This is a genomic window from Thiohalocapsa halophila, assembly GCF_016583825.1.
In the GTDB taxonomy this organism is placed as follows: domain Bacteria; phylum Pseudomonadota; class Gammaproteobacteria; order Chromatiales; family Chromatiaceae; genus Thiohalocapsa; species Thiohalocapsa halophila.
Map to the genome: position 1 here is coordinate 135,682 of NZ_NRRV01000002.1, position 22,969 is coordinate 158,650.

General features: G+C 69.3%; 21 protein-coding genes. 14 read left to right on the forward strand and 7 right to left on the reverse strand.

Going from position 1 to position 22,969, the window contains the following annotated elements:
- Positions 1 to 50: 50 nt before the first annotated feature.
- On the forward strand, positions 51 to 1,589 hold the full coding sequence (locus CKO31_RS01740; RefSeq protein WP_200233437.1) for a hypothetical protein: 1,539 nt from the start codon (positions 51 to 53) through the stop codon (positions 1,587 to 1,589).
- A gap of 153 nt (positions 1,590 to 1,742) precedes the next feature.
- Here the strand turns inward: CKO31_RS01740 and rfbD are convergent, their stop codons facing one another.
- From rfbD to CKO31_RS01765, 5 genes are all read right to left on the reverse strand, one after another.
- Positions 1,743 to 2,657 (reverse strand): dTDP-4-dehydrorhamnose reductase, encoded by a 915-nt coding sequence (rfbD, locus tag CKO31_RS01745; protein WP_200233439.1) that lies wholly within the window; start codon positions 2,655 to 2,657, stop codon positions 1,743 to 1,745.
- A 79-nt stretch (positions 2,658 to 2,736) separates the two neighbouring features.
- Entirely contained in the window at positions 2,737 to 3,228 is a 492-nt protein-coding gene (ssb, locus tag CKO31_RS01750) for a single-stranded DNA-binding protein (RefSeq protein WP_200233504.1), read from the reverse strand.
- A 93-nt stretch (positions 3,229 to 3,321) separates the two neighbouring features.
- Positions 3,322 to 4,713 carry an MFS transporter gene (locus CKO31_RS01755; protein WP_242475062.1) on the reverse strand — a complete coding sequence of 464 codons (1,392 nt, stop codon included), beginning with the start codon at positions 4,711 to 4,713 and terminating at the stop codon, positions 3,322 to 3,324.
- A 156-nt stretch (positions 4,714 to 4,869) separates the two neighbouring features.
- The gene (rnhA, locus tag CKO31_RS01760; protein ID WP_200233446.1) at positions 4,870 to 5,343 is read right to left on the reverse strand and encodes a ribonuclease HI; all 474 of its coding nucleotides are present in this window, start codon (positions 5,341 to 5,343) and stop codon (positions 4,870 to 4,872) included.
- Complete coding sequence (locus CKO31_RS01765) at positions 5,336 to 6,112, reverse strand: class I SAM-dependent methyltransferase (protein WP_200233448.1); 777 nt, start codon at positions 6,110 to 6,112, stop codon at positions 5,336 to 5,338. Before CKO31_RS01765 ends, rnhA begins: the two co-directional genes overlap by 8 nt.
- A gap of 322 nt (positions 6,113 to 6,434) precedes the next feature.
- Here CKO31_RS01765 and CKO31_RS01770 point away from each other — a divergent pair, with 322 nt between their 5' ends.
- The 4 genes from CKO31_RS01770 to CKO31_RS01785 all read left to right on the forward strand — a co-directional run bounded on the left by CKO31_RS01770 (position 6,435) and on the right by CKO31_RS01785 (position 11,504).
- Complete coding sequence (locus tag CKO31_RS01770; RefSeq protein ID WP_200233451.1) at positions 6,435 to 7,466, forward strand: transglycosylase SLT domain-containing protein; 1,032 nt, start codon at positions 6,435 to 6,437, stop codon at positions 7,464 to 7,466.
- Between the two features lie 29 nt (positions 7,467 to 7,495).
- Positions 7,496 to 10,045, forward strand: a complete 2,550-nt coding sequence (gene hrpB / locus CKO31_RS01775; RefSeq protein WP_200233453.1) for an ATP-dependent helicase HrpB — start codon at positions 7,496 to 7,498, stop codon at positions 10,043 to 10,045.
- 279 nt (positions 10,046 to 10,324) lie between these two features.
- A complete protein-coding gene (locus CKO31_RS01780) occupies positions 10,325 to 11,260 on the forward strand; it encodes a VOC family protein (protein WP_200233454.1) in 936 nt (311 codons plus the stop codon).
- A gap of 22 nt (positions 11,261 to 11,282) precedes the next feature.
- Positions 11,283 to 11,504: a hypothetical protein gene (locus tag CKO31_RS01785; protein WP_200233456.1), complete on the forward strand. Its 222-nt coding sequence runs from the start codon at positions 11,283 to 11,285 to the stop codon at positions 11,502 to 11,504.
- Between the two features lie 6 nt (positions 11,505 to 11,510).
- Here CKO31_RS01785 and CKO31_RS01790 read toward each other — a convergent pair whose 3' ends face one another.
- Positions 11,511 to 12,200, reverse strand: a complete 690-nt coding sequence (locus tag CKO31_RS01790; protein WP_200233458.1) for an HAD hydrolase-like protein — start codon at positions 12,198 to 12,200, stop codon at positions 11,511 to 11,513.
- A 22-nt stretch (positions 12,201 to 12,222) separates the two neighbouring features.
- Between CKO31_RS01790 and CKO31_RS01795 the strand changes: the two genes are divergently transcribed.
- From CKO31_RS01795 to CKO31_RS01825, 7 genes are all read left to right on the forward strand, one after another.
- Positions 12,223 to 13,002, forward strand: coding sequence for a TSUP family transporter (locus tag CKO31_RS01795; RefSeq protein WP_322789068.1), 780 nt, complete (start codon positions 12,223 to 12,225; stop codon positions 13,000 to 13,002).
- A gap of 203 nt (positions 13,003 to 13,205) precedes the next feature.
- On the forward strand, positions 13,206 to 13,559 hold the full coding sequence (locus CKO31_RS01800; protein WP_200233462.1) for a hypothetical protein: 354 nt from the start codon (positions 13,206 to 13,208) through the stop codon (positions 13,557 to 13,559).
- A gap of 87 nt (positions 13,560 to 13,646) precedes the next feature.
- A complete protein-coding gene (locus CKO31_RS01805) occupies positions 13,647 to 15,131 on the forward strand; it encodes an efflux RND transporter periplasmic adaptor subunit (protein WP_242475063.1) in 1,485 nt (494 codons plus the stop codon).
- Between the two features lie 277 nt (positions 15,132 to 15,408).
- Complete coding sequence (locus tag CKO31_RS01810) at positions 15,409 to 15,687, forward strand: type II toxin-antitoxin system Phd/YefM family antitoxin (protein WP_200233464.1); 279 nt, start codon at positions 15,409 to 15,411, stop codon at positions 15,685 to 15,687.
- Entirely contained in the window at positions 15,674 to 16,090 is a 417-nt protein-coding gene (locus CKO31_RS01815) for a putative toxin-antitoxin system toxin component, PIN family (RefSeq protein WP_200233466.1), read from the forward strand. Before CKO31_RS01810 ends, CKO31_RS01815 begins: the two co-directional genes overlap by 14 nt.
- Positions 16,091 to 16,192: 102 nt before the next feature.
- Positions 16,193 to 19,678: an efflux RND transporter permease subunit gene (locus CKO31_RS01820; protein WP_200233469.1), complete on the forward strand. Its 3,486-nt coding sequence runs from the start codon at positions 16,193 to 16,195 to the stop codon at positions 19,676 to 19,678.
- Between the two features lie 517 nt (positions 19,679 to 20,195).
- Entirely contained in the window at positions 20,196 to 20,558 is a 363-nt protein-coding gene (locus tag CKO31_RS01825) for a DUF2442 domain-containing protein (RefSeq protein ID WP_200233471.1), read from the forward strand.
- Between the two features lie 512 nt (positions 20,559 to 21,070).
- Here CKO31_RS01825 and CKO31_RS01830 read toward each other — a convergent pair.
- On the reverse strand, positions 21,071 to 21,214 hold the full coding sequence (locus CKO31_RS01830; RefSeq protein ID WP_200233508.1) for an integrase: 144 nt from the start codon (positions 21,212 to 21,214) through the stop codon (positions 21,071 to 21,073).
- A 716-nt stretch (positions 21,215 to 21,930) separates the two neighbouring features.
- Here CKO31_RS01830 and CKO31_RS01835 point away from each other — a divergent pair.
- Complete coding sequence (locus CKO31_RS01835) at positions 21,931 to 22,659, forward strand: hypothetical protein (RefSeq protein WP_200233473.1); 729 nt, start codon at positions 21,931 to 21,933, stop codon at positions 22,657 to 22,659.
- Positions 22,660 to 22,722: 63 nt separating this feature from the next.
- Positions 22,723 to 22,969: helix-turn-helix domain-containing protein (locus CKO31_RS01840; protein ID WP_200233480.1), on the forward strand; the 247-nt coding region annotated here is incomplete at its 3' end.

Below are 22,969 nucleotides of genomic sequence, written 5' to 3' on the forward strand. Positions count from 1 at the left end.
CAGTGGCCTTTTGTCTGCTACTGGCGACGCAGGCCCTTGCGTCGCCCATTGTGCCACCGCGCCCGACGAATGCGGCCATTGCCCGGCAGCAGACGCTAGAGCGCTTCGAGGCCCGGGCCGAGCGGCGTGCCCGCGGCTACGACCGTACCCAGGATATCCGCCCCAGCCAGCTGCTGACGCTGCTGGACGTGGCCGAGCGCACGGGCTACAACCTGGGTCAGCTCCTGGCCACCGGCGAGCACGAGAGCGCGCACACCTGGAACGACTTCGTACGCCCGCCGCTGGACGGCGGCCGGCTGGGGTCGGCGGCCGGTGTCTGGCAGTTCCAGCCGCGCACCTTCGAGCGGGTGATCCACCTCTACGGCGCCGAGCTGCTGGCGCTCACCGCCGCCGACCCGGCGCGCGGCCGCCGGCGGCTGGATTTGGGCTTTGGTCCCTTCTGTGACGCGCATGTGCGCATGATCGTCCGCGACACCATGGCCGGATTGCGGGGCCCCGAGGATACGGAGCTAAGGCTGCTGCGGCACAATTTCACCGTGTTGGCCATTGCCAAGTACCTGCTGAGCAAAGATTCCGGCGCCGAGGATCCGGTGGAGGACTATCTGTTCCATTTTCTGGGCGCAGCCGAGGGCCGCCGCGTCCTGACCCTGGCCCGGGGCGAGGACAAGCACACCCGGACCGTGAAGCCGCCGCCGTTGCCTGACCCAACGGCGCCGACCGCTGCGAGCGCTGGCACACGGATTCGCGACACCCTGCCCGGCCGCCCGGCGCTACTGCTGGAGCTCGCCCCGAAGGGCTACAAGCAGCTCACGCCCGGCGCAGCCCCAGCGCCCGGCGCCCGCGCCGCCGATGCCGTGCTTCGCCGGCCGGGGGAGTCGCCGCCGGCGCGCACCGCCATGGCGCACTGGCCGGCGCCGCACGGCTTCGCGCATGACTCACCGGTGGTCACCGGCAACGCCGGCATGTTCTACCGCGACGGACAAGGCCGCAGCGATCCCTACACCTGGGCCGAGCTCCTTGCCCACCTGGAGCGCCGGGTCCAGGCGGACCGGCAGCCGCAGCTGGTGCGCGCCAAGTACGGCGTCGGCTTCGCGCTCCCCGGCGGCGACATGCCGCAATGGACCTTCGACCCGCAGCGGCCGGGTCCGGACATCGAGCTACAGCTGGCGGGCGAGGAGGTGCTGGCGCTGCCGCGGGCAAAGATCCTGGCACCGCTGTCCGCGAGGGAAACGCGCGACTACCAGCGCCGACTCGCGGCGCTCATCGCCCTCGGCCAGGCAGCGCCCGCCACCCACCTGAGCGATGCCGCGGCCCGGGTGCTCTGGCGTCTCGGGCTGCTGACACCCGCAGACGCCGGCGATGACCCCATGGCCGCATTCGCCATGGACATGGGGCCCGGCTGGGGCATGGTGGTGCGCACCGAGCATCCGGCGGTGCGCAAGGCACTGCACGCCTTCCGCGAGCTGGTGGGCAAATCGGCGCCGGAGGAGCCGGCGCAGGCGGATTGGCTGCTGCCGGCGGAGCGGGTGGCGCTGGAGGTCTATGGCGCACGCATCGAGCGCATTTTGGCAACCAAGCCGCACGACTGACACTGTGCTCCGAGGCGCCGGTCAGAAAAGCCGCGCGCAGGAGCATCGACTCACAAGCCAGCGGCTCGCACTCGCTCAGCGCATTGCCCCTCCCTGCTTAGGCCGCGTCGGCCCGGATGCGCTCGAGCCGAGGGCGTTTACGCCGCTGCCCGCTCAGGCCCGCGGCGCCGGCTGTTGGGGAAGATCCTCGAGGCAGAGCGCCAGCGAGTGGCGCCAGTCCGGCAGCTTCAGGCCGAAGGTCGCCCGGAACTTGCTGGTGTCCAACACCGAGTAAGGCGGGCGGCGGGCCGGTGCCGGGTATTCGCTGGTGGGGATCGGCGTCAGCTCGCAGTCGTTGCCGGTCGCTTCACGGATGGCGCTCGCGAATCCGTACCAGGAGACGGCGCCGCCGCCGGTGACATGGTAGAGGCCGCGCACCTGCTTGATATCCACCGCACCCGTGAACACCGCGTGCATGACCTGTGCCGTCACTTCCGCCAACATCCGGCTCCAGGTGGGGGTGCCCACCTGGTCGTCGACGATGCGAAGCTCGGTGCGCTCGCGAAACAGATTCAGCATGGTGAGCAGAAAGTTGCGGCCGCGCACGCCGTAGATCCAGGCCGTGCGCAGCACCAAGGCATCGGCGGCGGAGTCCAGCAAAGCCAGCTCGCCGGCGCGCTTGGTCTCGCCGTAGACGCTGGTGGGGGCCGGCTCGTCGGTTTCGCGGTAGGGGTGGTCGGTGTCGCCGGAGAAAACGAAGTCCGTCGAGTAGTGCACCACCGGGATGTCCGCATCCGCGCAGAGCTCGGCGAGCACATGCACGGCATCGGCGTTGATGGCACGGGCCAGCTCCGGCTCGGTCTCCGCCCTGTCCACCGCGGTGTAGGCTGCGGCGTTCACCACCGCGTCCGGCTCCACGTCGTTGAACACCCGGCGGATGGACGAGGCATCCAGCAAATCGATGGGGGGGCCGGCGTGTCCGTGCATGGACGCGGCGATCACCTGCCCCACGGGTGCCAGGGTGCGGCGCAGCTCCCAGCCGACCTGGCCGTCTGAGCCAATGAGGAGGATGCGCGGGAGGTCGGACATAGGGGTCTGGATACGGTGTGCTTGACGGCGGGCCCGGCTGGGCCGCAGCCGAATGTATCGTTCCGGCGCGCAGTAACGCCTAGAAAGGGATATCGTCGTCGAAGCCGGAGTCGCCGGGGAAGCCACCCTCGGGCGCACTGCCACCGCCGGTTTCCGGCCCGCGCTCGGGCTGCTGCTGGCCGGTGCCGTAGCTGGGGCCCTGTCCCTGAGCGACTCCCTGCCCGCCGCCACCGCGGCTGTCGAGCATCTGCATTTGGTCGGCGATGATCTCGGTCGTGTAGCGATCCTGACCATCCTGGCCCTGCCACTTACGGGTGCGCAGCTTGCCTTCGATGTAGACCTTGGAGCCCTTGCGCAGGTATTGACCAGCGATCTCACCGAGTCGCGCAAACAGCGTGATGCGGTGCCATTCGGTACGCTCCTGCGGCTCGCCCGTGTTCTTGTCCTTCCAGGACTCACTCGTCGCGACACGGATATTGGCCACGGCGCTGCCGTTGGCGGTGTAGCGCACTTCTGGATCGGCACCGAGGTTGCCGACGATGATGACTTTGTTGACGCCGCCACCGGCCATGCGAGCCTCCATCCTGCCCCGTTCTTGGGAGTCTGTCTTGCCTTGCATCGACCCGAAGCGCCGGGCCATCAATAAGCTCACCGCAGCGGACGGTCACACCTCCGCCGCAGTCGCAGTCAATCTTGCCCAATCGATTCGCCGATTGTCCACTTTCAAGTGGGCGACGCCCTCGTCGACGGCGATCACGGCCTCTTCCACGCCGGGCACGGCCAGCAGCCGCTCGCGCAGGGTCGGCAGGGCCGTCGCCGGCAGCTCCCCGAGCGGTAGCAGATGGCTCGCCAGCTGCCCGGGCGGGCGCAGCGTCCAGGCCACCGCGAGCCAGACCAGTGCCGCACCGGCACCCACCAGATAGACCGCCTCGGGCCCGAAGCGCTCGTGGGCCAGGCCGCCGAGCAGCCCGCCGAGGAAGGCGCCGGTGAACTGGGCACTGGCGAACACGCCCATGGCCGTGCCCTTGGCACCGGCCCCCGCCGCCTTGGACACCAGTGACGGCAGCACCGCCTCCAGCAGGTTGAACACCGTGAACATCACCGTCAGCAGGGCCGCCAACAGCCACAGGTTCGCCGGCGCCACCGCGAAGCCGAGCAGCGCAGCCGCCAGGGCCGCGGCCGAGCCCACCAACACCCCGCGCACCCGCCCGGCGCGCTCGGCGGCGATGATGAAGGGCACCATGAGCACGATGGCCGCGAGCACCACGGGCAGATAGACCTGCCAATGGGCCGCCCCTGCCAGCCCGGCCTCCGCCAGCGACAACGGCAGCACCACGAACAGGCTCACCATGGTGAGATGCAGCAGGAAAATGCCCGCATCCAGGCGCAGCAAGGTGCGATCCGCGAGCACCCCCGCCAGCTGATCCGGCACCGGCTCCGCGTCGCGGTGCGTCGCCGAGCGCCCCGGCGAAGGCACCACGCGCGCCAGAAGCCCCATGCCCAGCAGCGCGAGGGCGCCCGTGAGCCAAAAGATGCCGGACACGCCGATGAGCTCGCCCAGCACCGGCGCCAGCACCAGCGCCGCCGCGAACGACAGCGCCACGCTGATGCCAATGACGGCCAGGGCGCGGGTGCGCACGCTCTCGCGCGTGAGGTCTGCGGTCAGCGCGATAATGGCCGCCGCCACGGCGCCGCTGCCCTGAAGCGCCCGGCCGATGATGACCCACTGGATGGAGTCGGCAAGGGCGGCAATGACGCTGCCGAGCGCGAAGAGCATCAGCCCGCCGTAGATGACTGGCTTGCGGCCGATGCGGTCCGACAACAGCCCGAATGGGATCTGCAGCAGGGCCTGGGTCAGCCCGTAGGCGCCGATGGCGAGACCCACCAGCAGGGGTGTGGCACCGGCGAGGTCGTGCGCATAGAGCGCGAACACCGGCAGGATCATGAACAGCCCCAGCATCCGCAGCGCGAAGATGGCCGCGAGACCACCCGCGGCCCGCCGCTCCAGGGCGCTCAGCGGCGGTAGATCAGCACGTGTGGATGCGGGTCTGGACAAGCTTGCAACCTCTGCTGGCGAGAAACTGTGTGCGGCGGCGCCACGGCGTCGGCGCTGACGGCGGCCCGATGCCAAGCCCGAGCGACCCACTATGATATCAGCTCCGCGCCCGGCCTCCGGCGAAGGCTGCGGCATCCGCGCATCGCGACAGGGGGGTTAGCTGCGGGCCGGGCGCCGAGCCGGTATGCCCTTGTTGGCGAGGCGGTCGGCGCGCTCGTTCTCCGGATGCCCGCTGTGGCCCTTGATCCAGCGCCAGCTGACCTCGTGCCTGGCCAGCGCCTGGTCCAGGCGTGTCCAGAGGTCCTGGTTCTTGACCGGCTTGCGCTCGCGGGTCTGCCAGCCGTTGCGCTTCCAGCGCGGCATCCAACGCTCCACGCCGTCCTGCACGTAGCGCGAGTCCACGTGCACGATCACGGCCGCCGGGCGCGTCAACGCCTCCAGCGCCTGGATCACGGCCATGAGCTCCATGCGGTTGTTGGTGGTGTTCGCCTCGCCGCCGCAGAGCTCCTTCTCATGGGCACCCCAGCGCAGCAGCGCCCCCCAGCCGCCTGGCCCCGGATTGCCCTTGCAGGCGCCGTCGGTATAGATCTCCACCGGCGGCGCCGGCCTCTGGCTGCCGGCATCAGTCATTGCGCTCGCGCCTCACCGTCGGCTCCGCGGGACGCCCCGGCAACAGCGGCGACGCCGGCTTCCAGGCCGGGCGCAGCGGCGTCTGCGCCGGCACGCGCTTGACCGCCCGCACCACGAAGACACCGCCGAGCAACGGCCACCAGCTCGCCCCCGCCGTCTCCAGCCAGTCCAGCCGCGGCGATTGCGCCCGCCGCAGGGGCGGGCGGAAGACGAGCATCTCTCGGGTCTCCTGCGTGAAGCCCAGTAGGCGCAGCCAATCGCCGATGCGAAAGGGTGTCAGCTGGGCCCCGCACCAGGGTACGCGCCGGCGGCCGCCGCGAAGCGGCCACCAACGCAGCAGCCCCCAGGTGCTGAGCGGGTTGAAACAATAGATGACCACCCGTCCCTCCGGAATCAGGACCCGCTCCACCTCCCGCAGCACGTCCGGCGCCTCGGCGACGAAATCCAGGGTGTGCGGCAAAACCACGGCGTCCACGCTGGCTGAATCCAGCGGCAGAGCCTGTGGCAGCGCCCGGATCCCGGCACGGTCGGCGACAGCGGCGTCCACGCCCTCACCGAGCACCACCCGCTGGCGGATGCGGCACGTGGCGATGGCGTCCGCGAACTGCTCCTGGGCACCGAACTGCACCACGTAGTGGCCAAAGCTGTCGGCGAGGAGTCGCTCCAGGCACACGGCCTCGGCATGGGCCACGTAGCGCCCGAGGGGAGTCCGATACCAATGACCAAGGGTACTCAGCGCGTCGGCCGGGGTGCGCGGGCAGGACTTCATGCGCTGGGCTCAACCGCCGTCGCTCCAGCCCGCAGCCCTACCGCTCGCGCCGGCCAGACGACGGCCGGCGCCGCGCGGGAGTCTGCAGGCATGGCAATCCTGAGGGAAATCCCGTAGACTGGGGTGAGCCTAAAAACAATGACTAACAACATTAACCTCTCACGCCGATCAAGTACTCGCCATGCTTTCACCGAAACCCGGACCGTTCGACGACGGGCAGCCCGATCGTGTTTCGGCGCCCCAACGCTGGTGCCGACGCCCTGCGCAGCCACCCGCCGGACGCCGCTGCCAACCGCAGCACGAGCCTGCGCGTCGGCCCTTCGTGCCATTGCTCGTGCTGCTGCTGCCGGCGCTGGCCTGCCTGCTGCCGGGATGCGCATCAGGCCCCACGGACGGCTCCCTGGCCGGTACCGGGCCCCGCACGGTCTCCGCCCTGGAGTACGGCTATGTCCGTCCCGCTGCGGACATTCAGGTCACCGGCCGCGGCACCCGCGCCTACAGCGGCGAGGACCTCTGGGAGCGGGTGCGCCGGGGCCCGAGCCTCGGCATAGCGCACCATACGCGCGTCGAGCGTGCGGTGCGGCGGATGGCGAGCAACGCCGATTATCTTACCGACCTCAACCGCCGGGCGCGTCCCTACCTGCACCTGATCGTCGAGGAACTCGAGCGCGCCCGCATGCCCACTGCCCTCGCCCTGCTGCCGGAAGTGGAGAGCCGCTACAATCCGCGTGCGGTCTCTCCCAAGAGCGCCTCGGGCATGTGGCAGTTCATGCCCTACACCGGCCGCGAGATGGGGCTGGCCCAAAACGGCGCCTACGACGGCCGCAACGACGTGCTCGCCTCCACCCGCGGTGCCATCCGCTACTTAAAGCAGCTCTATGACGAAATGGGCGGCGACTGGGCGCTGGCGCTGGCCTCCTACAACTGCGGCCCGGGCTGTGTGCGCCGGGCCATGCGCGTGAACGGCTCCCGGGACTTCTGGTCCCTGAGCAGCCTGCCCGCCGAGACCGAGAACTATGTGCCCAAGCTCTTGGCCGTCCTCGAGCTGGTGGAGCGGCCGGAGCGCTACGGCATGCGCCTGCCCAAGCTGCCGAACGGCCCGGCGCTGGACGTGGTCTACGCCGCAAGCAGCATCCACCTGCACGAGGCCGCGCGTCACGCCGGCGTCTCCGTGCAAAGGCTGCGGGACCTGAATCCGGGCCTCAAGCTCGGCCGCACCCCTGCGCGGGGCCCGCACCGCCTGCTGGTGCCCGTGGGCAGCGGCGACAAGCTGCGCCGCGCCCTCGCCAAAGCCGGCAAGCTCGGCGGACCCAATGTCGCCGACGGCCGCCGCGGCCGCGCCGGCGACAGCTGACCCGCCCCCGGCCGCAGGCGGCCGGTTCCGTGCCGCGCGCAGAGGCACCGCTGCCCATCGAGCCGGCGCTGCCGGACCTGCGTGCGGCCCTGGCCGCGGGTCATGCGGTGCTCACCGCCCCCACCGGCTCCGGCAAGACCACCAGGGTGCCGCCGGCGCTGTTGGAGCAGCCTCGGGATGCACCCTGGCTCGGCGATCGGGCCATCCTGATGCTGGAGCCGCGGCGGCCGGCGGCGCGCATGGCTGCCGCGCACATGGCGGCAGTGCGCGGCGAGGCCGTCGGCGAGACCATCGGCTTTCAGGTGCGCTTCGAGCGGCGCATCGGCCCCGCAACCCGCATTCAGGTGCTGACCGAAGGCATCCTCACCCGCCGCATCCAGGCGGACCCGGAGCTCGCCGGCGTTGGCCTGATCATCTTCGACGAATTCCACGAGCGCAGCCTCCAGGCCGATCTGGGTCTGGCGCTGGCCTTGGACGCCGCGGCCCTGCGCGAGGATCTGCGCATCCTGGTGATGTCGGCGACGCTGGACGCCGACGCCGTCGCCGCGTTGCTGGGCGGAGCCCACAGCCCCGCCCCGATCATCCGCGGCGAGGGCCGCAGCCATCCGGTGGCCGTCCTTCACCTCGAGCGCAGCCCGCGCGACGCCGTGGCCGCCACGGCGCCCGCCATCCGCAGCGTGCTCGCCGAGCATGCCGGAGACGTGCTGGCCTTCCTGCCAGGCGTCGGCGAGATCGACCGGATCGCCGCAGATCTGGGCGAGCCGCCGGGGGTCGAGGTGCTGCCGCTGCACGGCAGCCTGCCATTGGCCGCCCAGGAGCGCGCGCTGCGTCCCGCAAGGCCCCGGGGCACGAACGGACCCCGCCGGGTGGTGCTGGCGACGGATCTAGCGGAGACCTCGCTCACTATCGAGGGCATTGGCGTGGTGGTGGATGCCGGCCTTACCCGCAAGCCGCGCTTCGAGCCCGGCCCCGGTATGACGCGGCTGGTCACCCAGCCCATTGCGCAGGCGTCCGCCGAGCAGCGTGCAGGCCGCGCCGGGCGCTTGGGCCCGGGCCACTGTCTGCGGCTCTGGACGGAAGCGGACCACCGTCGCCGGCCCGCCCAGCGCCGGGCGGAGATCCTGGACGCCGACCTGGCCCCGCTGGTACTGGAGCTGGCCCTCTGGGGCGTGTCCGACCCCAATGCGGTGGCCTGGCTGAGCCCGCCGCCGGCACCCGCCTGGTCCCAAGCGCTGGGCCTGCTGCGAGACCTGGGCGCCCTGGACGCCAACGCCACCATCACGCCGCTGGGCCGGCGCATGGCGACGCTGCCGACGCACCCGCGGCTCGCGGCCATGCTTTGCCGGGCCGGCGGCGAGGGCCTCCAGCGCGCTTGCGATCTCGCTGCACTGCTCGCGGAGCGCGATCCCTGGATCGGCGGCGCCGGCCAGTCGCGGCCGGTGGACCTGGCGCGCCGGCTCGCGGCCCTCGCGGCATACCGCGACAAGCAGCGCCGGGCGGATGCGCTGCGGGGCTTCGAGCCCCGGCGCCTAGCCGCCATCGACCGCGCCGCAAGGCAGCTGCAACGGCTGCTGCGAGGCCATGCCGATGCGCCCGTCTCCAACGCTGCGGCAGGGCTGCTGGCCCTGGCGTATCCGGATCGCATCGCCCAAAACCGGGGCCGCGACGGGCGCTTTCTGCTGGCGAGCGGCACTGGTGCGGCCTTACCGCCCGACGACCCGCTGGCGGCGGCGGACTACCTCGTCGTCGCCGACCTGGATGCCGCCCGCGGCGACCACCGCATCCGCGCCGCGCTGGCGACGGATCGCGCGGAGATCGAGACCCTGTTCGCGGACGCCGTCGAGACCCGCGAGCGCCTGATCTGGGACGCCGAGCGCGGCGCCGCCGCCGCCCGCCGCGAGACGCGCCTCGGTCCACTCGTGCTCGCATCCCAGCCCGCTGCCATCGAAGATGCCGACGCGGCGCAGGCGCTGCTGCTGGAGGCAATCGGCCAAGACCTCGCCGCAAGCCTTCACTGGACGCCCGCCGCCCGCCAGCTCCAGGCCCGGGTCGCGCTGGCCCGTCGGCTGGAGCCGGAGGGCGGCTGGCCGGATCTGTCCGACGCCGCACTCGCCGCCGACGCGAGCGCCTGGCTCGGCGTCTGGCTCCAAGGCAAGAGCCGACTCGCCGACGCCCGCGCCCTGGATCTCGTGGAGGTGCTGCGCGCGCTGCTGGGCTGGGAGCGCGCCCGGCGGCTGGAGACGCTGGCACCGCCGAAGCTGATGACCCCCGCCGCCACCGAGCGCCCCATCGACTATGCCGACCCCTCCGGCGAGCCCGCGCTGAAGGCGCCCATGCAGGAACTCTTCGGCGCCACCGAGACGCCGGCCATTTGGCACGGCCGCCAGCCGCTCACGCTGTACCTGCTCTCCCCCGCCGGCCGGCCGCTTCAGGTGACCCGAGATCTCGCCGGCTTCTGGCGGGGTGCCTATGCCGAGGTGCGCAAGGAGATGCGCGGGCGCTACCCCAAGCACCATTGGCCGGAGGATCCGGCGGCCTCCCCGGCCGTCAAGAGCGGGCTCAAGCGCCACCTCGGATGAGCGCAGGCCTCGGTCGCGCATCGGTCCGCGTGCGGCTGGGCAAGCCTTTTGTCCACGAAATACCGGCGCAGACCATCGCACGTGGCCGCCGGCCGTGACAGCCGCGGGCCCAACTGGTAGAACCGCTGCCCACGACAGGACCGGGTGCGATCAGCCGAGGCGCTCGCCCCGGCCAGCACGGGCTCGACCCCCGTGCGGGGCCCCGGCGCCTGCGCGCCGCCCAGCAAGACCCTGTGCCACGCAACGGCAACCGAAGACACCCAAGGAGCGCCAAGCGCAATGTCCACCCCCAAGCCCAGTCCGTGGCGCGGCTTCGCCGCGCTGCTCGCCGCCGCCCTCCTCGGCTCCACCACGCTCGGCGGCCTACTCGGCCTCGCCGGCTGTGCCGCGGTCGATCCAGCGCGCTTTCCGCCCATCGACGGCGCGGGCGCGGACCGGCTCCCGGGGAAAGTGGTCTGGCACGACCTGCTGACCGAGGACCCGGCCGCCGCCAAGCGCTTCTATGGCGACCTCTTCGGCTGGACCTTCCGCCCTGTGGATCTGGGTGCCGGACAGACCTATACGGTCATCGAGCACGCCGGGCGCGGCATCGGCGGCCTCGTCGATGCCCGCGGCTTCAATGCGGACGTCAATGTCTCACGCTGGATCCCAGTGCTGTCGGTGGCCGATATGGACGCCGCCATGGCCAGCCTACGAGCCGCCGGCGGCACCGTCTTCCAAGCGCCGGTGGACATCCCCCAGCGCGGCCAGGTGGCCGTCGCCGCGGACCCCAAGGGTGCGGTGCTGACGCTGCTCGAGGCACGCACCGGGGACCCGGCGGACCACCGGCCCGAGGACGGCGACTGGCTTTGGAACGAAATCTGGAGCTCGAGCCCGGCGGCCACCGTCGCCTTCTACCAGCAGCTGATCCCCGCCTACCAGGCCGGCACCGCGGGCGAGGGCGGCTATCGCTATCTGTCTTCCCAAGGGCAGCCGCGCCTGGGCGTGCGGCCCAAGCCCATCGACGGCATCAAGGATACCTGGATGGCCTATGTCCGCGTCGCCGACCCCACGGCCGTCGCGGCGGCCGCCGCGGGCCTGGGCGGCCGCGTACTGCTGGAGCCGCGGGAGAATCCCCTGGGCGGGCAGGTGGCCATGCTGAATGACCCCACCGGCGCGGGCTTCCTGGTGCAGAGCTGGGACCCGGCATGGACCCGGCAAACCGCCGCCCGCTGACCCCCGTACCGAGATAGACGCTATGGTAATGCGCTTCTTCAACCAGCGTGGACAACGGCATCTGCGCTGGCTTCAGCTCCGCCTCCCTCCACGCGCGCTGGTCGCCCTCGCCTGCGCGCTGCTGTGCCTGTCCCTCACCGGCTGCAGTGGCGGCATCTACGGCAGCATCGGCGTCGCCGGGCCCAGCGTCGACTTGGGGCCGGTCCGGGTCAACACCGGCGTACACCTGGGGCGCTGGCTCTGACTTGGATCACACATGCCGCTGCGCGAACAGCCGCGCCCGGATGTCTTCCATCCGCTCGAAGACCAGGTCCGGCCCCGCCCGGCGTAGGGCCTCCGCTCGGTTGTAGCCCCAGGTGACGGCGGCGGCGGTGACGCCGGCGGCCCGGGCCGCCTCGATGTCCCGCAGCTCGTCGCCGATGTAGACCGCGGCCGCCGCCGGCACGCCTGTGCGCCGCAGCAGGCGCCTGAGCCGCGCGCCCTTGCCATGAATGGACGCGCCGGTCTCTAGATGGCGGACACGGCGCAACGCCTGTGGTCCAAGGACGGCCCGCACGTTGTCGGCGCTGTTGGACGTAGCGATGGCCAGCTCGATCCCGGCGCCGTGGAGCCCCCGCAGCAGGGCGTCGACGTCTGCGAAAGGGCGGATATGATGGATGTCCGCGGTCATCCGCCGGCGCAGGTCCCGGGCCACCAGCGGCGCTTTCCAACTGGGTACCTGCAAACGGCGTAGGATTTCGCGATGGCCGGCTTGGCGCAGCAGCTCGATCTCTTCGGGCCCTATCGGCCGGATGCCCCAGCGCGCGGCCACCGCGCTCAGCGCCCCGGCGAGCCACGGAAAGCTGTCCGCCAGGGTGCCGTCGAAGTCGAAGATCACCAGTCGCCAGCGGGCACCCGCCCCGTCTCCCCCGCCATCGCCACCGCGATCTACCGTTGTCATGGAAGTGTTGGAGCTCGCTCTCGTGTTGTTCGCCATCGCACTCGTGGCCGGCGGCATCGATGCCATGGCCGGCGGCGGGGGCTTGTTGACCGTGCCGGCCCTGCTCTGGGCGGGCCTCACACCGGTGCAGGCGCTCGCCACTAACAAGGCGCAGTCGGTGTTCGGCTCTTTTGCGGCGACGGCGCGCTTCGTGCGGGCCGGTGCCATCGACCTGCGCGCGGCGGCACTGGCGGTGGCCTGCACCTTCGTCGGCGCCGCCGCGGGCTCGGTGGCCGTACAGGTGCTGGCGAGCGACCTGTTGGCCGGGCTCGTGCCGGTGCTGCTCATTGGCTTCGCCCTGTACTTTCTGTTCTCACCAAGGGTGTCGGATCTGGATTCCCGCCGGCGCATTGGCGATCGGGCCTTCGCCTTCACCGTCGGCACCGCCGTCGGCTTCTACGACGGCTTCTTCGGGCCCGGCACCGGCACCTTCTTCGCCATCGGCTATGTCGCACTGCTGGGCTATAACCTGCGGCGTGCGACGGCCCATGCCAAGCTTCTGAACTTCACCAGTAACCTCGCCGCGCTGCTGCTGTTCGTCGCCGGCGGTCAAGTCGTGTGGGCGCTAGCGCTTGCCATGGCCGCCGGACAATTCATCGGCGGCTGGATCGGCGCTCACCTGGTGCTGAGCCACGGCGCCCGGCTGGTGCGCCCGGTGCTGGTGGCGGTGTCGCTGGCGGTGTCGGCCCATCTGCTGTGGGAGCGCTTCGCCACCGCAGAGGCCGCTGCGCCGGCGGCCCAGGCTGACACGGCTGCGCAGTAACGCGCCGCCGTGGGAGCGGCATCCTTGCCGCGACGCGTTCGGCACCGTCCGCGCCCTGCATCGTCGCGGCAGGGATGCCGCTCCCACAGGGCCCGCGCGGCATCAAAGCCGTGCGGCGATCACCGGCACTTGCACAGCGCCCCCAGAGCATTCACATTGGAGGCATGTCCAGGCACCGCCGACACATCGCCGCCGTCGCCTGCGTGCTGCTGCTCAATCTGCAGTTGTTCGCAGCCAACGCGCTCGGCTGCGTGCATCAGCCCGATCACGCGGCTGCCGTCGTCGACTGCCCGCACACGAACGGCGCCGCCGCAGCCGAGGGCGCCATCACGGCTGCGCCGCTCGCAAGCGGGAGCGGCGGCGTTGATTCCGTCTCCGGTGACGCCTGCCAGAAATGCAACCTCGGCAAGGTCGCAGGCGCCTGGCACCTTGTACTCGCGCCTTCCCCCCTGCTCCTCTCCCGGCCCGCGTTGCTGCCGGTGTCGCATCCGGTTGCCGGAGCACCCCACTATACCCCCGACGGCCTGCTGCGGCCCCCGCGCCCCCTCTCCGGTTAATGCCGCCGGCGGCCGCCTTGGCCGCCAAACGCTTGATCCTGGCCCAGGGGCGACACCCGCCCGGGGCCCGACCCGGAGAGTCCCGAGATGTCTGCTAACCGAGGGCGCCGCGGCGGCGCCGCAGTCAGGGCGCTCGCCCTGGCGCTGATCCCACTCCTGCTCGCCGGCTGCGAGGGCGAGCAACCGAGCGAAGACCTGGCCGAGGCCATGGACGACACGGCCATGGAGCATGCGGCCAAGCACATGGACCCGACCTACGTGTGTCCCATGCACCCGAAGATCGTCAAGGATGAATCCGGCAGCTGCCCCATCTGCGGCATGGACCTGGTGGAACAGGAGCCACCGCCCGCGGCCGACCCGGCGCCGTCGGAGTCCATGGCCGAGGCAGCAGACGATACCGCCATGGAGCACGCCGCCAAGCACCTTGACCCCAAGTATGTCTGCCCGATGCACCCGCAGATCGTCAAGGACGAGCCCGGGTCCTGCCCCATCTGTGGCATGGACCTGGTGGAGAAGATGATGGACCCGATGACGGGCAAGCGGCCCGAGGTGTCACTGACCCCGGCGGTCGTCCAGACGCTCGGCGTGCGCACCGCCAAGGCCGAGCGGGGCACGCTGTGGAAGTACATCAAGACCGTCGGGCGCATCGAGTACGACGAGACCAGGCTCGCCCACGTGCATCCGCGCGCCGAGGGCTGGATCGAAGACCTGAACCTGCGCGCCGAAGGAGAGCCGGTGCGGGCGGGCCAGCAGCTCGCCGAGCTCTATGCGCCGGACATTCTGTCCGCGCAGGTGGACTTCCTGCTGGCCCAGGACCGCTCTGGCGCCCAGCGCCGGGTCAGCGAAGACAAGGCGCGGAACATCCTGCGGCTCCTGGACGTGCCGGACGACATCATCCGCGAGATCGAGCGCACCGGCGAGCCCCGCAACCGCATCCCGGTGCGCGCCCCCATCGACGGCATCGTCACACAAATGACCGCACGGGACGGCATGTACGTCACCGAGTCCAGCGAGATGTTCACCATCGCCGACCTCGCCCGGGTTTGGGTCATGGTGGACATCTACGAGCACCAGATCGACTGGCTGCGCGAAGGACTCACCGCCGAGATGACGGTCCCCGCCCGCCCCGGGCGCACCTGGGACGGCGAGGTGGACTACCTCTACCCGGAGCTCGACCCGGACACCCGCACGCTGAAGGTACGGCTGGTCTTCGACAACCCGGACCTGGCGCTCAAGCCCAACATGTTCGCCGACGTGATCATCTACGGCGGCCCCAAGCGCGACGTGCTCAAGGTGCCCACCCAGGCCGTCATCGTCACCGGTGAGCGCGAGAGCGTGGTATTGGCACTCGGCGACGGCCGCTTCCAACCGGTGGACGTGGTCACGGGGATGCAGCGCGGCGACGAGGTGGAGATCCTCTCGGGCCTGGACGCCGGCGACGAGGTGGTGGTCTCGGGCCAGTTCCTGATCGACTCCGAGTCCAACCTCCAGGCGAGCTTCATGCGGATGGGGGAGGCGGAGACGGAGCCCGAGGACGAGGGCATGGGTGGGGGGCAGGCGCATGTGCACTGATCGCATCAGAAAGTGCGAAGTGCGTGGTGCGCGGTGCGGGGGCGCCCATACCGATCAGCGCGACGACCGGACTGCGCACCGCGCACTGCGCACCTCCCTAAACGCCTAGATCCGGTGCACCAAGGCCGCCGATGCAGCATCCAGGGGGGATCAGCAAAGCGGTTCCCCGGAGCATGGCTCACCGCCTCCAATACCGGCGCCGGTAAGCGCTAAGCCACTTGCCGCCCGTCACGAACCGGCTATTCTAGGCATATTGGCCATTTTAGGGAGATTACTGATGATCACTGTCACCTCCGTCGAAGCCCAAAACCGCTTCGGTGAGCTCATCGACCGCGCCCAGCGCGAGCCGGTGGAGGTCACCCGCCGCGGGCGCACCGTCGCCTATGTCGTGTCCGAGCTGGATATGCAGGAGCTGATGTCGCTGCGGCAGCGGCGGGAGGAAGCCGCTCGCTGGTACTCGCGCTACCGCCGCACTGTCGCCGAGCAGGCGCCGGCGGCCGACGCCGACGCCCTGACGGACGCCGAGGTGTCGGCCCTGGTGCATGAGCTTCGCTAGGCGGCTCGTCGTCGATACGGGCGTGCTGGTGAGTGCCGCCATCCGCCCGGAATCGGTACCGGCGCTGGCCTTCGAGAAGGCGCTGCTGCAATTCGAGGTCTGCGCGTCCGACGAAACGCTGGCGGAGCTGAGCACCGTGCTGATGCGCTCGAAATTCGACCGCTACGCCGCAAGGGACCTGCGCCAGGCCTTTGTCGACGGCTTCCGGCAGCACGCCACGCTGCTCGCAGTCACCGAAGTCGTCACGGACTGCGCCGACCCCAAGGACAACAAGTTTCTCGCCCTCGCCGAGACGGCGGACGCGGAGCTGATCGTCGCCAGCGCTGCGCACCTCACCGACCTGCATCCCTGGCGGGGCATACCCATCCTGCCGCCGGCGGCGTTTCTCGTCGGTGTGCGCTGACAGCGGGATGCGTTCAGCCGACTCCCGGACTCCGGACTCCGTACTCCGTACGTCGTACTCCTTACCTCACCCCCAACGCGCCAAGCCCCAGGAGACCAGACCATGAGCCACGTCATCCTCTGGTCCATCAAAAACCGCTTCCTGGTCCTGATCGCCGCCCTACTGCTGACAGGCTGGGGCATCGTCGCGCTCAAGAACACGCCGCTGGACGCCATCCCGGACCTGTCGGACGTGCAGGTCATCATCAAGACCAGCTTCCCTGGGCAGTCGCCGCGGGTGGTGGAGGAGCAGGTCACCTACCCCATCACCACCACCATGCTGTCGGTGCCCGGCGCCAAGGCGGTGCGCGGCTACAGCTTCTTCGGCGACTCCTTTGTCTATGTCATCTTCGACGACGGCACCGACCTGTACTGGGCCCGCTCGCGGGTGCTGGAGTACCTGAACCAGGCGGCGTCGGACCTGCCGGACGGCGTCCAGCCCAGGCTCGGGCCGGATGCCACCGGCGTCGGCTGGGTCTACAGCTATGCGCTGGTGGACCGCACCGGCCAGCACGACCTGGCGCAGTTGACCAGCCTCCAGGACTGGTTCCTGAAGTTCGAGCTGCAGACCGTGCCCGGCGTCTCGGAGGTGGCCACCGTCGGCGGCATGGTGCGCCAGTACCAGATCGTCGCCGACCCCGAAAAGCTGCGCGGCTACGGCATCCCGCTGGAGCGGCTCATCCAAGCGGTGCAGAACGCCAACCGGGAGGTGGGCGGCTCGGTGCTGGAGCTCGCGGAGGCGGAGTACATGGTCCGCACCCGGGGCTACCTCACGTCCATCGAAGACATCGAGCTGATCCCGGTGCACACCACTCCCGACGGCACGCCTGTGCTGCTGCGGGACGTGGCGCGGGTGCAGATCGGCCCGGAAATGCGCCGCGGCATCGCGGACCTGGACGGCGAGGGGGAGATCACCGGCGGCATCATCGTCATGCGCTCCGGCGAGAACGCGCTGGCCACCATCGATGCGGTGAAGCAGCGCATCGACGAGCTGCGCCCGAGCCTGCCGGACGGGGTGGAGATCGTCGAGACCTACGACCGCTCCCAGCTCATCCTGGACAGCGTCGACAACCTGCAGACCAAGCTGATCGAGGAATTTCTCGTCGTCGCGCTGGTGTGTGTGGCCTTCCTGTTCCACCTGCGCTCCTCCTTGGTGGTGATCATCACCCTGCCGCTCGGCATCCTGGTGGCGTTCATCGTGATGCAGGCGCAGGGCATCAACGCCAACATCATGTCCCTGGGCGGCATTGCCATTGCCATCGGGGCGATGGTGGATGCAGCCATTGTCATGATCGAGAACGCCCACAAGCACCTGGAGCGTTATGAGGCGGAGCACGGCGAGCGCCCCCGCGGCGAGGCGCACTGGCGAGTCATCGGCGACGCGGCGGTGGAGGTCGGGCCGGCGCTGTTCTTCTCTTTGCTCATCATCACGCTCAGCTTCCTGCCCGTGTTCACGCTGCAGGCGCAGGAAGGGCGGCTGTTCCGACCCCTGGCCTTCACCAAGACCTATGCCATGGCCGCCTCGGCGGGCCTGGCCGTGACCCTGGTGCCGGTGTTGATGGGCTATCTGGTGCGCGGGCGCATCCCGGCCGAGCACAAGAATCCGCTGAACCGCTTCCTGATCTGGCTGTATCGGCCCTTCCTGCGGGCGGTGCTGCGGCTGCCGCGGACCACCATCCTCGTGTCCATCCTGGTGATGGCGAGCATGCTGATCCCGCTGGCGGGTATCGGCGGGCTGCTGGAGCCGCTCAAGTGGCCGTTCCAGGCGGCCTCGGCGGTCACGTCGCTCGTCGGTGGGGCAAACGCAGGAGGCGCGACAGCCGCCGAGGATACAACTTCCGCGTCGGGCTTCGCTGCCGCTCAGCCCGACCTACCCGCGCAGCCCAAGCGGCGGCCGCCCGTCGAGGTCATCGAGAGCTGGCAGGCGGGGCTCGCCGACGCCTGGCAGGCGACCTTCCGCGGCGTGCCCGTGTTGGAGGACTGGCATCGGGGCTTGGGCTCCGAGTTCATGCCGGACCTCTACGAAGGAGACCTGATGTACATGCCCACCACCCTGCCGGGCCTGTCCATCGGCAAGGCCCAGGAGCTGCTCCAGCAGACCGACCGGCTCATCGCGACCCTGCCGGAGGTGGAGCGGGTCTTCGGCAAGATCGGCCGGGCCGACACGGCCACGGACCCAGCGCCACTGACCATGATCGAGACGCTGATTCAGCTCAAGCCCGAGTCCGAATGGCGCCCCGGCATGACCGTGGACAAGCTCATCGACGAGCTGGACGCCACCGTGGACCTGCCCGGCGTCACCAATGCCTGGGTCATGCCCATCAAGACCCGCATCGACATGCTCGCCACCGGCATCAAGACGCCGGTGGGCGTGAAGATCGCGGGGCCTGACTTGGACGTCATCGAGCGCATCGGCCAGGACGTGGAGCGCGCCGTGCTGACGGTGGATGGCACCACCTCGGCCTTCTCGGAGCGCGTCGCCGGCGGGCGCTATGTGGAGATCCGCCCGGATCGGCTCGCCGCCGCCCGGGTGGGCCTCAACGTCAGCGACATCAACAGCCTGGTGGCCGCCGCCATCGGCGGCATCAATGTCAGCCGCACCGTAGAGGGGCTGGAGCGCTACCCCATCAACGTGCGCTTCCCCCGGGAGCAGCGCGACGATGTGCAGAAGCTCCGCGAGCTGCCCATCGTCACCCCCACCGGCGCCCAGGTGCCGCTGGCCCAAGTGGCGGAAGTCGAGATCGTCGACGGCGCGCCCATGCTGAAGAGCGAGAACGCGCGCCTCAACGGCTGGACCTTCGTCGACATCCGCGGCCGCGATCTCGGCAGCTGGATCGCAGAGGCCCGCCAGGTGGTGCGCGACGAGGTGGACCTGCCGGCGGGCTACTCGCTCACCTGGTCCGGTCAGTACGAGTACATGGCAAGGGCGCAGGAGCGCCTGAATCAGGTCATCCCGCTGACGCTCGCCATCATCTTCATCCTGCTCTACATGACCTTCCGCAGCACCACCGAGGCGCTGATGGTCATGCTGTCCCTGCCCTTCGCGCTAGTGGGCGGCTTTTGGCTCATTTATCTCTTGGGCTACAACCTGTCGGTGGCCGTCGCCGTGGGCCTGATCGCACTCGCCGGCGTCGCCGCGGAGTTCGGTGTCGTGATGCTGGTGTACCTGGACAACGCCCTCAAGCAGTGGCAAGCCGAGGGCCGGCTCGCGACCCGCGACGACCTCAAGGCCGCCATCGAAGAGGGCGCGGTGCTGCGCATCCGCCCCAAGGCCATGACGGTGGCCACCATCTTCGCCGGTCTCCTGCCCATCATGCTCCAGGGCGGCGTCGGCTCCGAGGTGATGCAGCCCATCGCCGCACCCATGGTGGGCGGCATGATCACTGCCCCGCTGCTGAGCCTGTTCGTGCTGCCGGCCATTTACCTGCTGTGGCGCCAGCGCGCACTGGGGCAGGGAGAGTCGCCGGCGCCACTGCCGGCGGACACCGCCGAGCCGGACCCCGGCAGCTCCCCCACCGCGCAGGGCACCCCCTCCCCAGCCTCCGGCTGAGCGCGGCGCTCATCTGGGGGCACGGCCTAAAGGCCCCTCCCTGGGACCGCCGACTTCTAGTCGGCCCGCCGCGCGCCCGGCTCAACGCCGGGCGCGCGGCGTCGACATGCCAACAAGAACCGCCGTAAAGCTCGCGTCGCTCCCACGCACAATCACACAGCCTCAAGAGAGCAACGACGAAACACCATGCGACCCGCCCCGGCACCCACACCGCCTCGCTCTGCCTCCCGCCGGCGCCCACCTCTGGTCGCCGACGCCTTGGCCCACGCTACCGGCGGCAAAATACAATCCTCTACGGTCGGCAACGCCACATGCGGAACATGCCGCGGCCAGACGCCGGCCCCGGTGAGCTCAACAACAGTTAACCGACGCTCGCCTGGCCCGCTCAGCGCAAGAGGCAAGCTCTGTGTTGTGAAGCGCGCGCCGGTGAACATGCTTGTGTGCTGGGCGATGAAAACGCAGCCGAAACCACCGCAGCATGCCCGAGATTTGCCGTTTCTACGGATTCATCATCAGGATGTTCCTCATCGACAAGGAGCATCCCCCTCGGCACATCCACATCAAGTATGGAGTAAGAATGAAGCTTGCCACGTTTGAACAACGCGATGGGTTCAGGTTCGCGCTTACCTTCGACAACGGTGATCGCGCGACGGTCGACTTAGAGCCGCTGATCGGCGACCACATCTCGGTTGACGAGCTCGGATCAGCGGAGATCGATCCCGACTGGGGTTGCCTGCAATTTCAAGGCGGGATGGTCGATATCGAGCCAACAACCTTGTACCGGTATGCCATGCATTCTCGTGCGGAGAGCACGGGACGCGCACCAGCAGCCGCCCAGCCGGCACACCAGGCCGAGCGCTTGCCGGCCGGCCGCCGCTGACGCGGGCGGCCGGCCATCTAGCTGCTCTGGCGCCAACGCGCACTCAGGCACGGAGCGTCGCCGGCACCACGGCGGGCGAACACCGCCGAGCCGAACGCCGGCAGCTCCCCGCGGGACCGCCGACTTCCAGTCGGCCCGCCGCGCGCCCGGCTCAACGCCGGGCGCGCGGCGTCAGCACGCCAACAATACCCGCCCTAAAGCTCGCGTCACTCCCACGTACAATCACACAGCCTCAAGAGAGCAACTACGAAACACGCGAAAAGCGCGAAAGGTCCAGCGCCGCGCAAAAAACCCCATCGACTGATCCCGACGACACCCCCAGCCACCGGCGCAAAACCCCTGCCGGCTCCGCGAATCACGCGAGCCGACTTCCGTTGGACGCTTGCGCCCAGTCTCTCCAGCGTCATCGCCCAAGCCGCGGCGCTCCACCGCGGCGCGGCCTTCCCCTGAGCCCAAGAAGACCGAATCAGCACTGTCATCCACCTGCGGCCGCACACAGATCCACAATCTGCTCACCCAAACCCATCCAACGGGCTACGCACCGGCAGCACCTTCGGCCGGTTCATCACGTGCGTATAGATCTTGGTCGTGGACACATTCTTGTGGCCGAGCAGCGCCTGCATGGTGCAGATGTCGTCGCCGAGAAAGCGCTCCACGTCGCCGCGCCCAGCGCCGCGGCGTCCACCTCCTGCCCGTTGCCCAGGCCACAGAACAGCAGAAACCGGTAGCACCAATCCACATAGGTCTGCTCGGTCCGCGACCCATAGCGCTCCGCCCACAGCGTGCGGGCCAGCTGCAGCAACGGCTGCGCGCTGGTACACCAAACGCTCGGCCACCGCCGCCTCGGGCGACAGCGCGGCCGTCCGGGTCGGATGTGTGGCCTTGAGCGCCCGAGCAGACCCTCAGAAATATTCCCGGTCCACCTCGCGGGCCGCCCCCGATTGCGCCAAGTCAACCACCAGCAATTGCAACGCATCCACTGTTTGGCGACACTGGCAGTCTGTCAGGTGCTTCTCACGAGCGTACCGAGGAAAGAACGCCGTGACCTCCTCAACCGTCAGCGCAGACAACCGCCTCGGGCGCCTTGCAGCCACGAAGCCCTCCGCCCGCTGCACTTACCAGCGGCGCGCGTTCGCGGTGTCACGCGGGCACCCGCTCGCGTACCAGCAGCTCCAGGTATCGGTCCCAGCCGGACGGGCGGCCGGATTCGCGCCGGGGTGTCGGCTTGCCCGCGGGATTCTTGGCCGTGTTCGGACGAACGGTTCGAGGACGCATTGAAGGCTTGCGATATTGTGCTAGGCTGCCGTCAGGCTAGCACAATACACACTGGGTGCTGCCTAGTTAACTGTTAGACCAACGAATCCTTCCCATCGTGAACGCAACCACTGATGCCTTCGAAGACTTGGCACACGCTCTGCGCGTGCTGCTGGAAGCGAACTACCATGCCCATGGCGGCGGTCTTCTACAGGTCGATCGAGCGGAAGCCGTGGGGAACATTGAAATGGGTTTAGCCAATGTGCTAAACGCTTTCCACAGTCTATACGACGCTCTAGAGAAGGACGGACATCCCAAGCTCGTACCATGGTACGACAAGCCCGAACTAGCCCTCCTATTGGTACTTAGGAACGCGAGGCATCACAACCACGCCAAGAAAGTGCGCACCATGCACAGCTACTATGCGCAAACCGCGGATAAGATAGGAAACATGGAGATGTACGTCCTCCTGGACTTCCCCGCCCTGGAAGAGGGTGCAGATACATTTGACGTCTACCTTTCGTGGGCAGATTTCAAAGAACTCTTATCAATGCCGCAAAAAGAGACGCGAATTCGCCCGGCTCTCGCGCAGAAGATCGAAAGCTACTTGGGGTCAAGTTGTTATGCAGACTATGCGGCTAAGTACGAACTTCCTGAAGAGCGAGTCTTCTTTAACGTCGTTCCACTGATAGTGAATGCCGCAGTGAAACTTGTGCCTACGATCAAGCACCTCGTATCTCCCCGGTCCACTGAAGGCAAAACGTACCTCGATATTTTTCAACACATATTGCCGGCAGATACAAGGAGGCCGGAGGTTAACTGTGGTCCAATTGCTCTCATGCCGTGAAATAGTGACCGAATGGCCTACTAAGCCGCTCGAAAGTAAAGCCAGGTCTGGTATAATGGCGGCATGAAATGCAAACGCGACTCCGACGGGCGCAAGCTCGACCATCAGTCATTGCAGACCATGCGCATGCAGGCGGTGGCCGCCGTCAAGCGCGGCCAGCCGGTGGCGGAAGTGGCGGCGGCGTTCGGGGTGAACGAGCGCACGCTGTATCGCTGGCTGGCGGCCTTTGCCGAGGGTGGGCAGAACGCGCTCAAGGCCAAGCCGATTCCGGGGCGCCCGCCGAAGCTCAAGGACAAGCACCTGCGTTGGC

Excerpts from the sequence above, each read along its gene's own strand:
- CKO31_RS01815 (WP_200233466.1), top strand. The coding sequence starts at position 15,674 with ATGAGCTTCGCTAGGCGGCTCGTCGTCGATACGGGCGTGCTGGTGAGT.
- CKO31_RS01765 (WP_200233448.1), bottom strand. The coding sequence starts at position 6,112 with ATGAAGTCCTGCCCGCGCACCCCGGCCGACGCGCTGAGTACCCTTGGT.
- CKO31_RS01785 (WP_200233456.1), top strand. The coding sequence starts at position 11,283 with ATGGTAATGCGCTTCTTCAACCAGCGTGGACAACGGCATCTGCGCTGG.
- CKO31_RS01805 (WP_242475063.1), top strand. The coding sequence starts at position 13,647 with ATGTCTGCTAACCGAGGGCGCCGCGGCGGCGCCGCAGTCAGGGCGCTC.
- CKO31_RS01810 (WP_200233464.1), top strand. The coding sequence starts at position 15,409 with ATGATCACTGTCACCTCCGTCGAAGCCCAAAACCGCTTCGGTGAGCTC.
- CKO31_RS01780 (WP_200233454.1), top strand. The coding sequence starts at position 10,325 with ATGTCCACCCCCAAGCCCAGTCCGTGGCGCGGCTTCGCCGCGCTGCTC.
- CKO31_RS01825 (WP_200233471.1), top strand. The coding sequence starts at position 20,196 with ATGTTCCTCATCGACAAGGAGCATCCCCCTCGGCACATCCACATCAAG.
- rnhA (WP_200233446.1), bottom strand. The coding sequence starts at position 5,343 with ATGACTGATGCCGGCAGCCAGAGGCCGGCGCCGCCGGTGGAGATCTAT.
- CKO31_RS01820 (WP_200233469.1), top strand. The coding sequence starts at position 16,193 with ATGAGCCACGTCATCCTCTGGTCCATCAAAAACCGCTTCCTGGTCCTG.
- CKO31_RS01790 (WP_200233458.1), bottom strand. The coding sequence starts at position 12,200 with ATGACAACGGTAGATCGCGGTGGCGATGGCGGGGGAGACGGGGCGGGT.
- rfbD (WP_200233439.1), bottom strand. The coding sequence starts at position 2,657 with ATGTCCGACCTCCCGCGCATCCTCCTCATTGGCTCAGACGGCCAGGTC.
- ssb (WP_200233504.1), bottom strand. The coding sequence starts at position 3,228 with ATGGCCGGTGGCGGCGTCAACAAAGTCATCATCGTCGGCAACCTCGGT.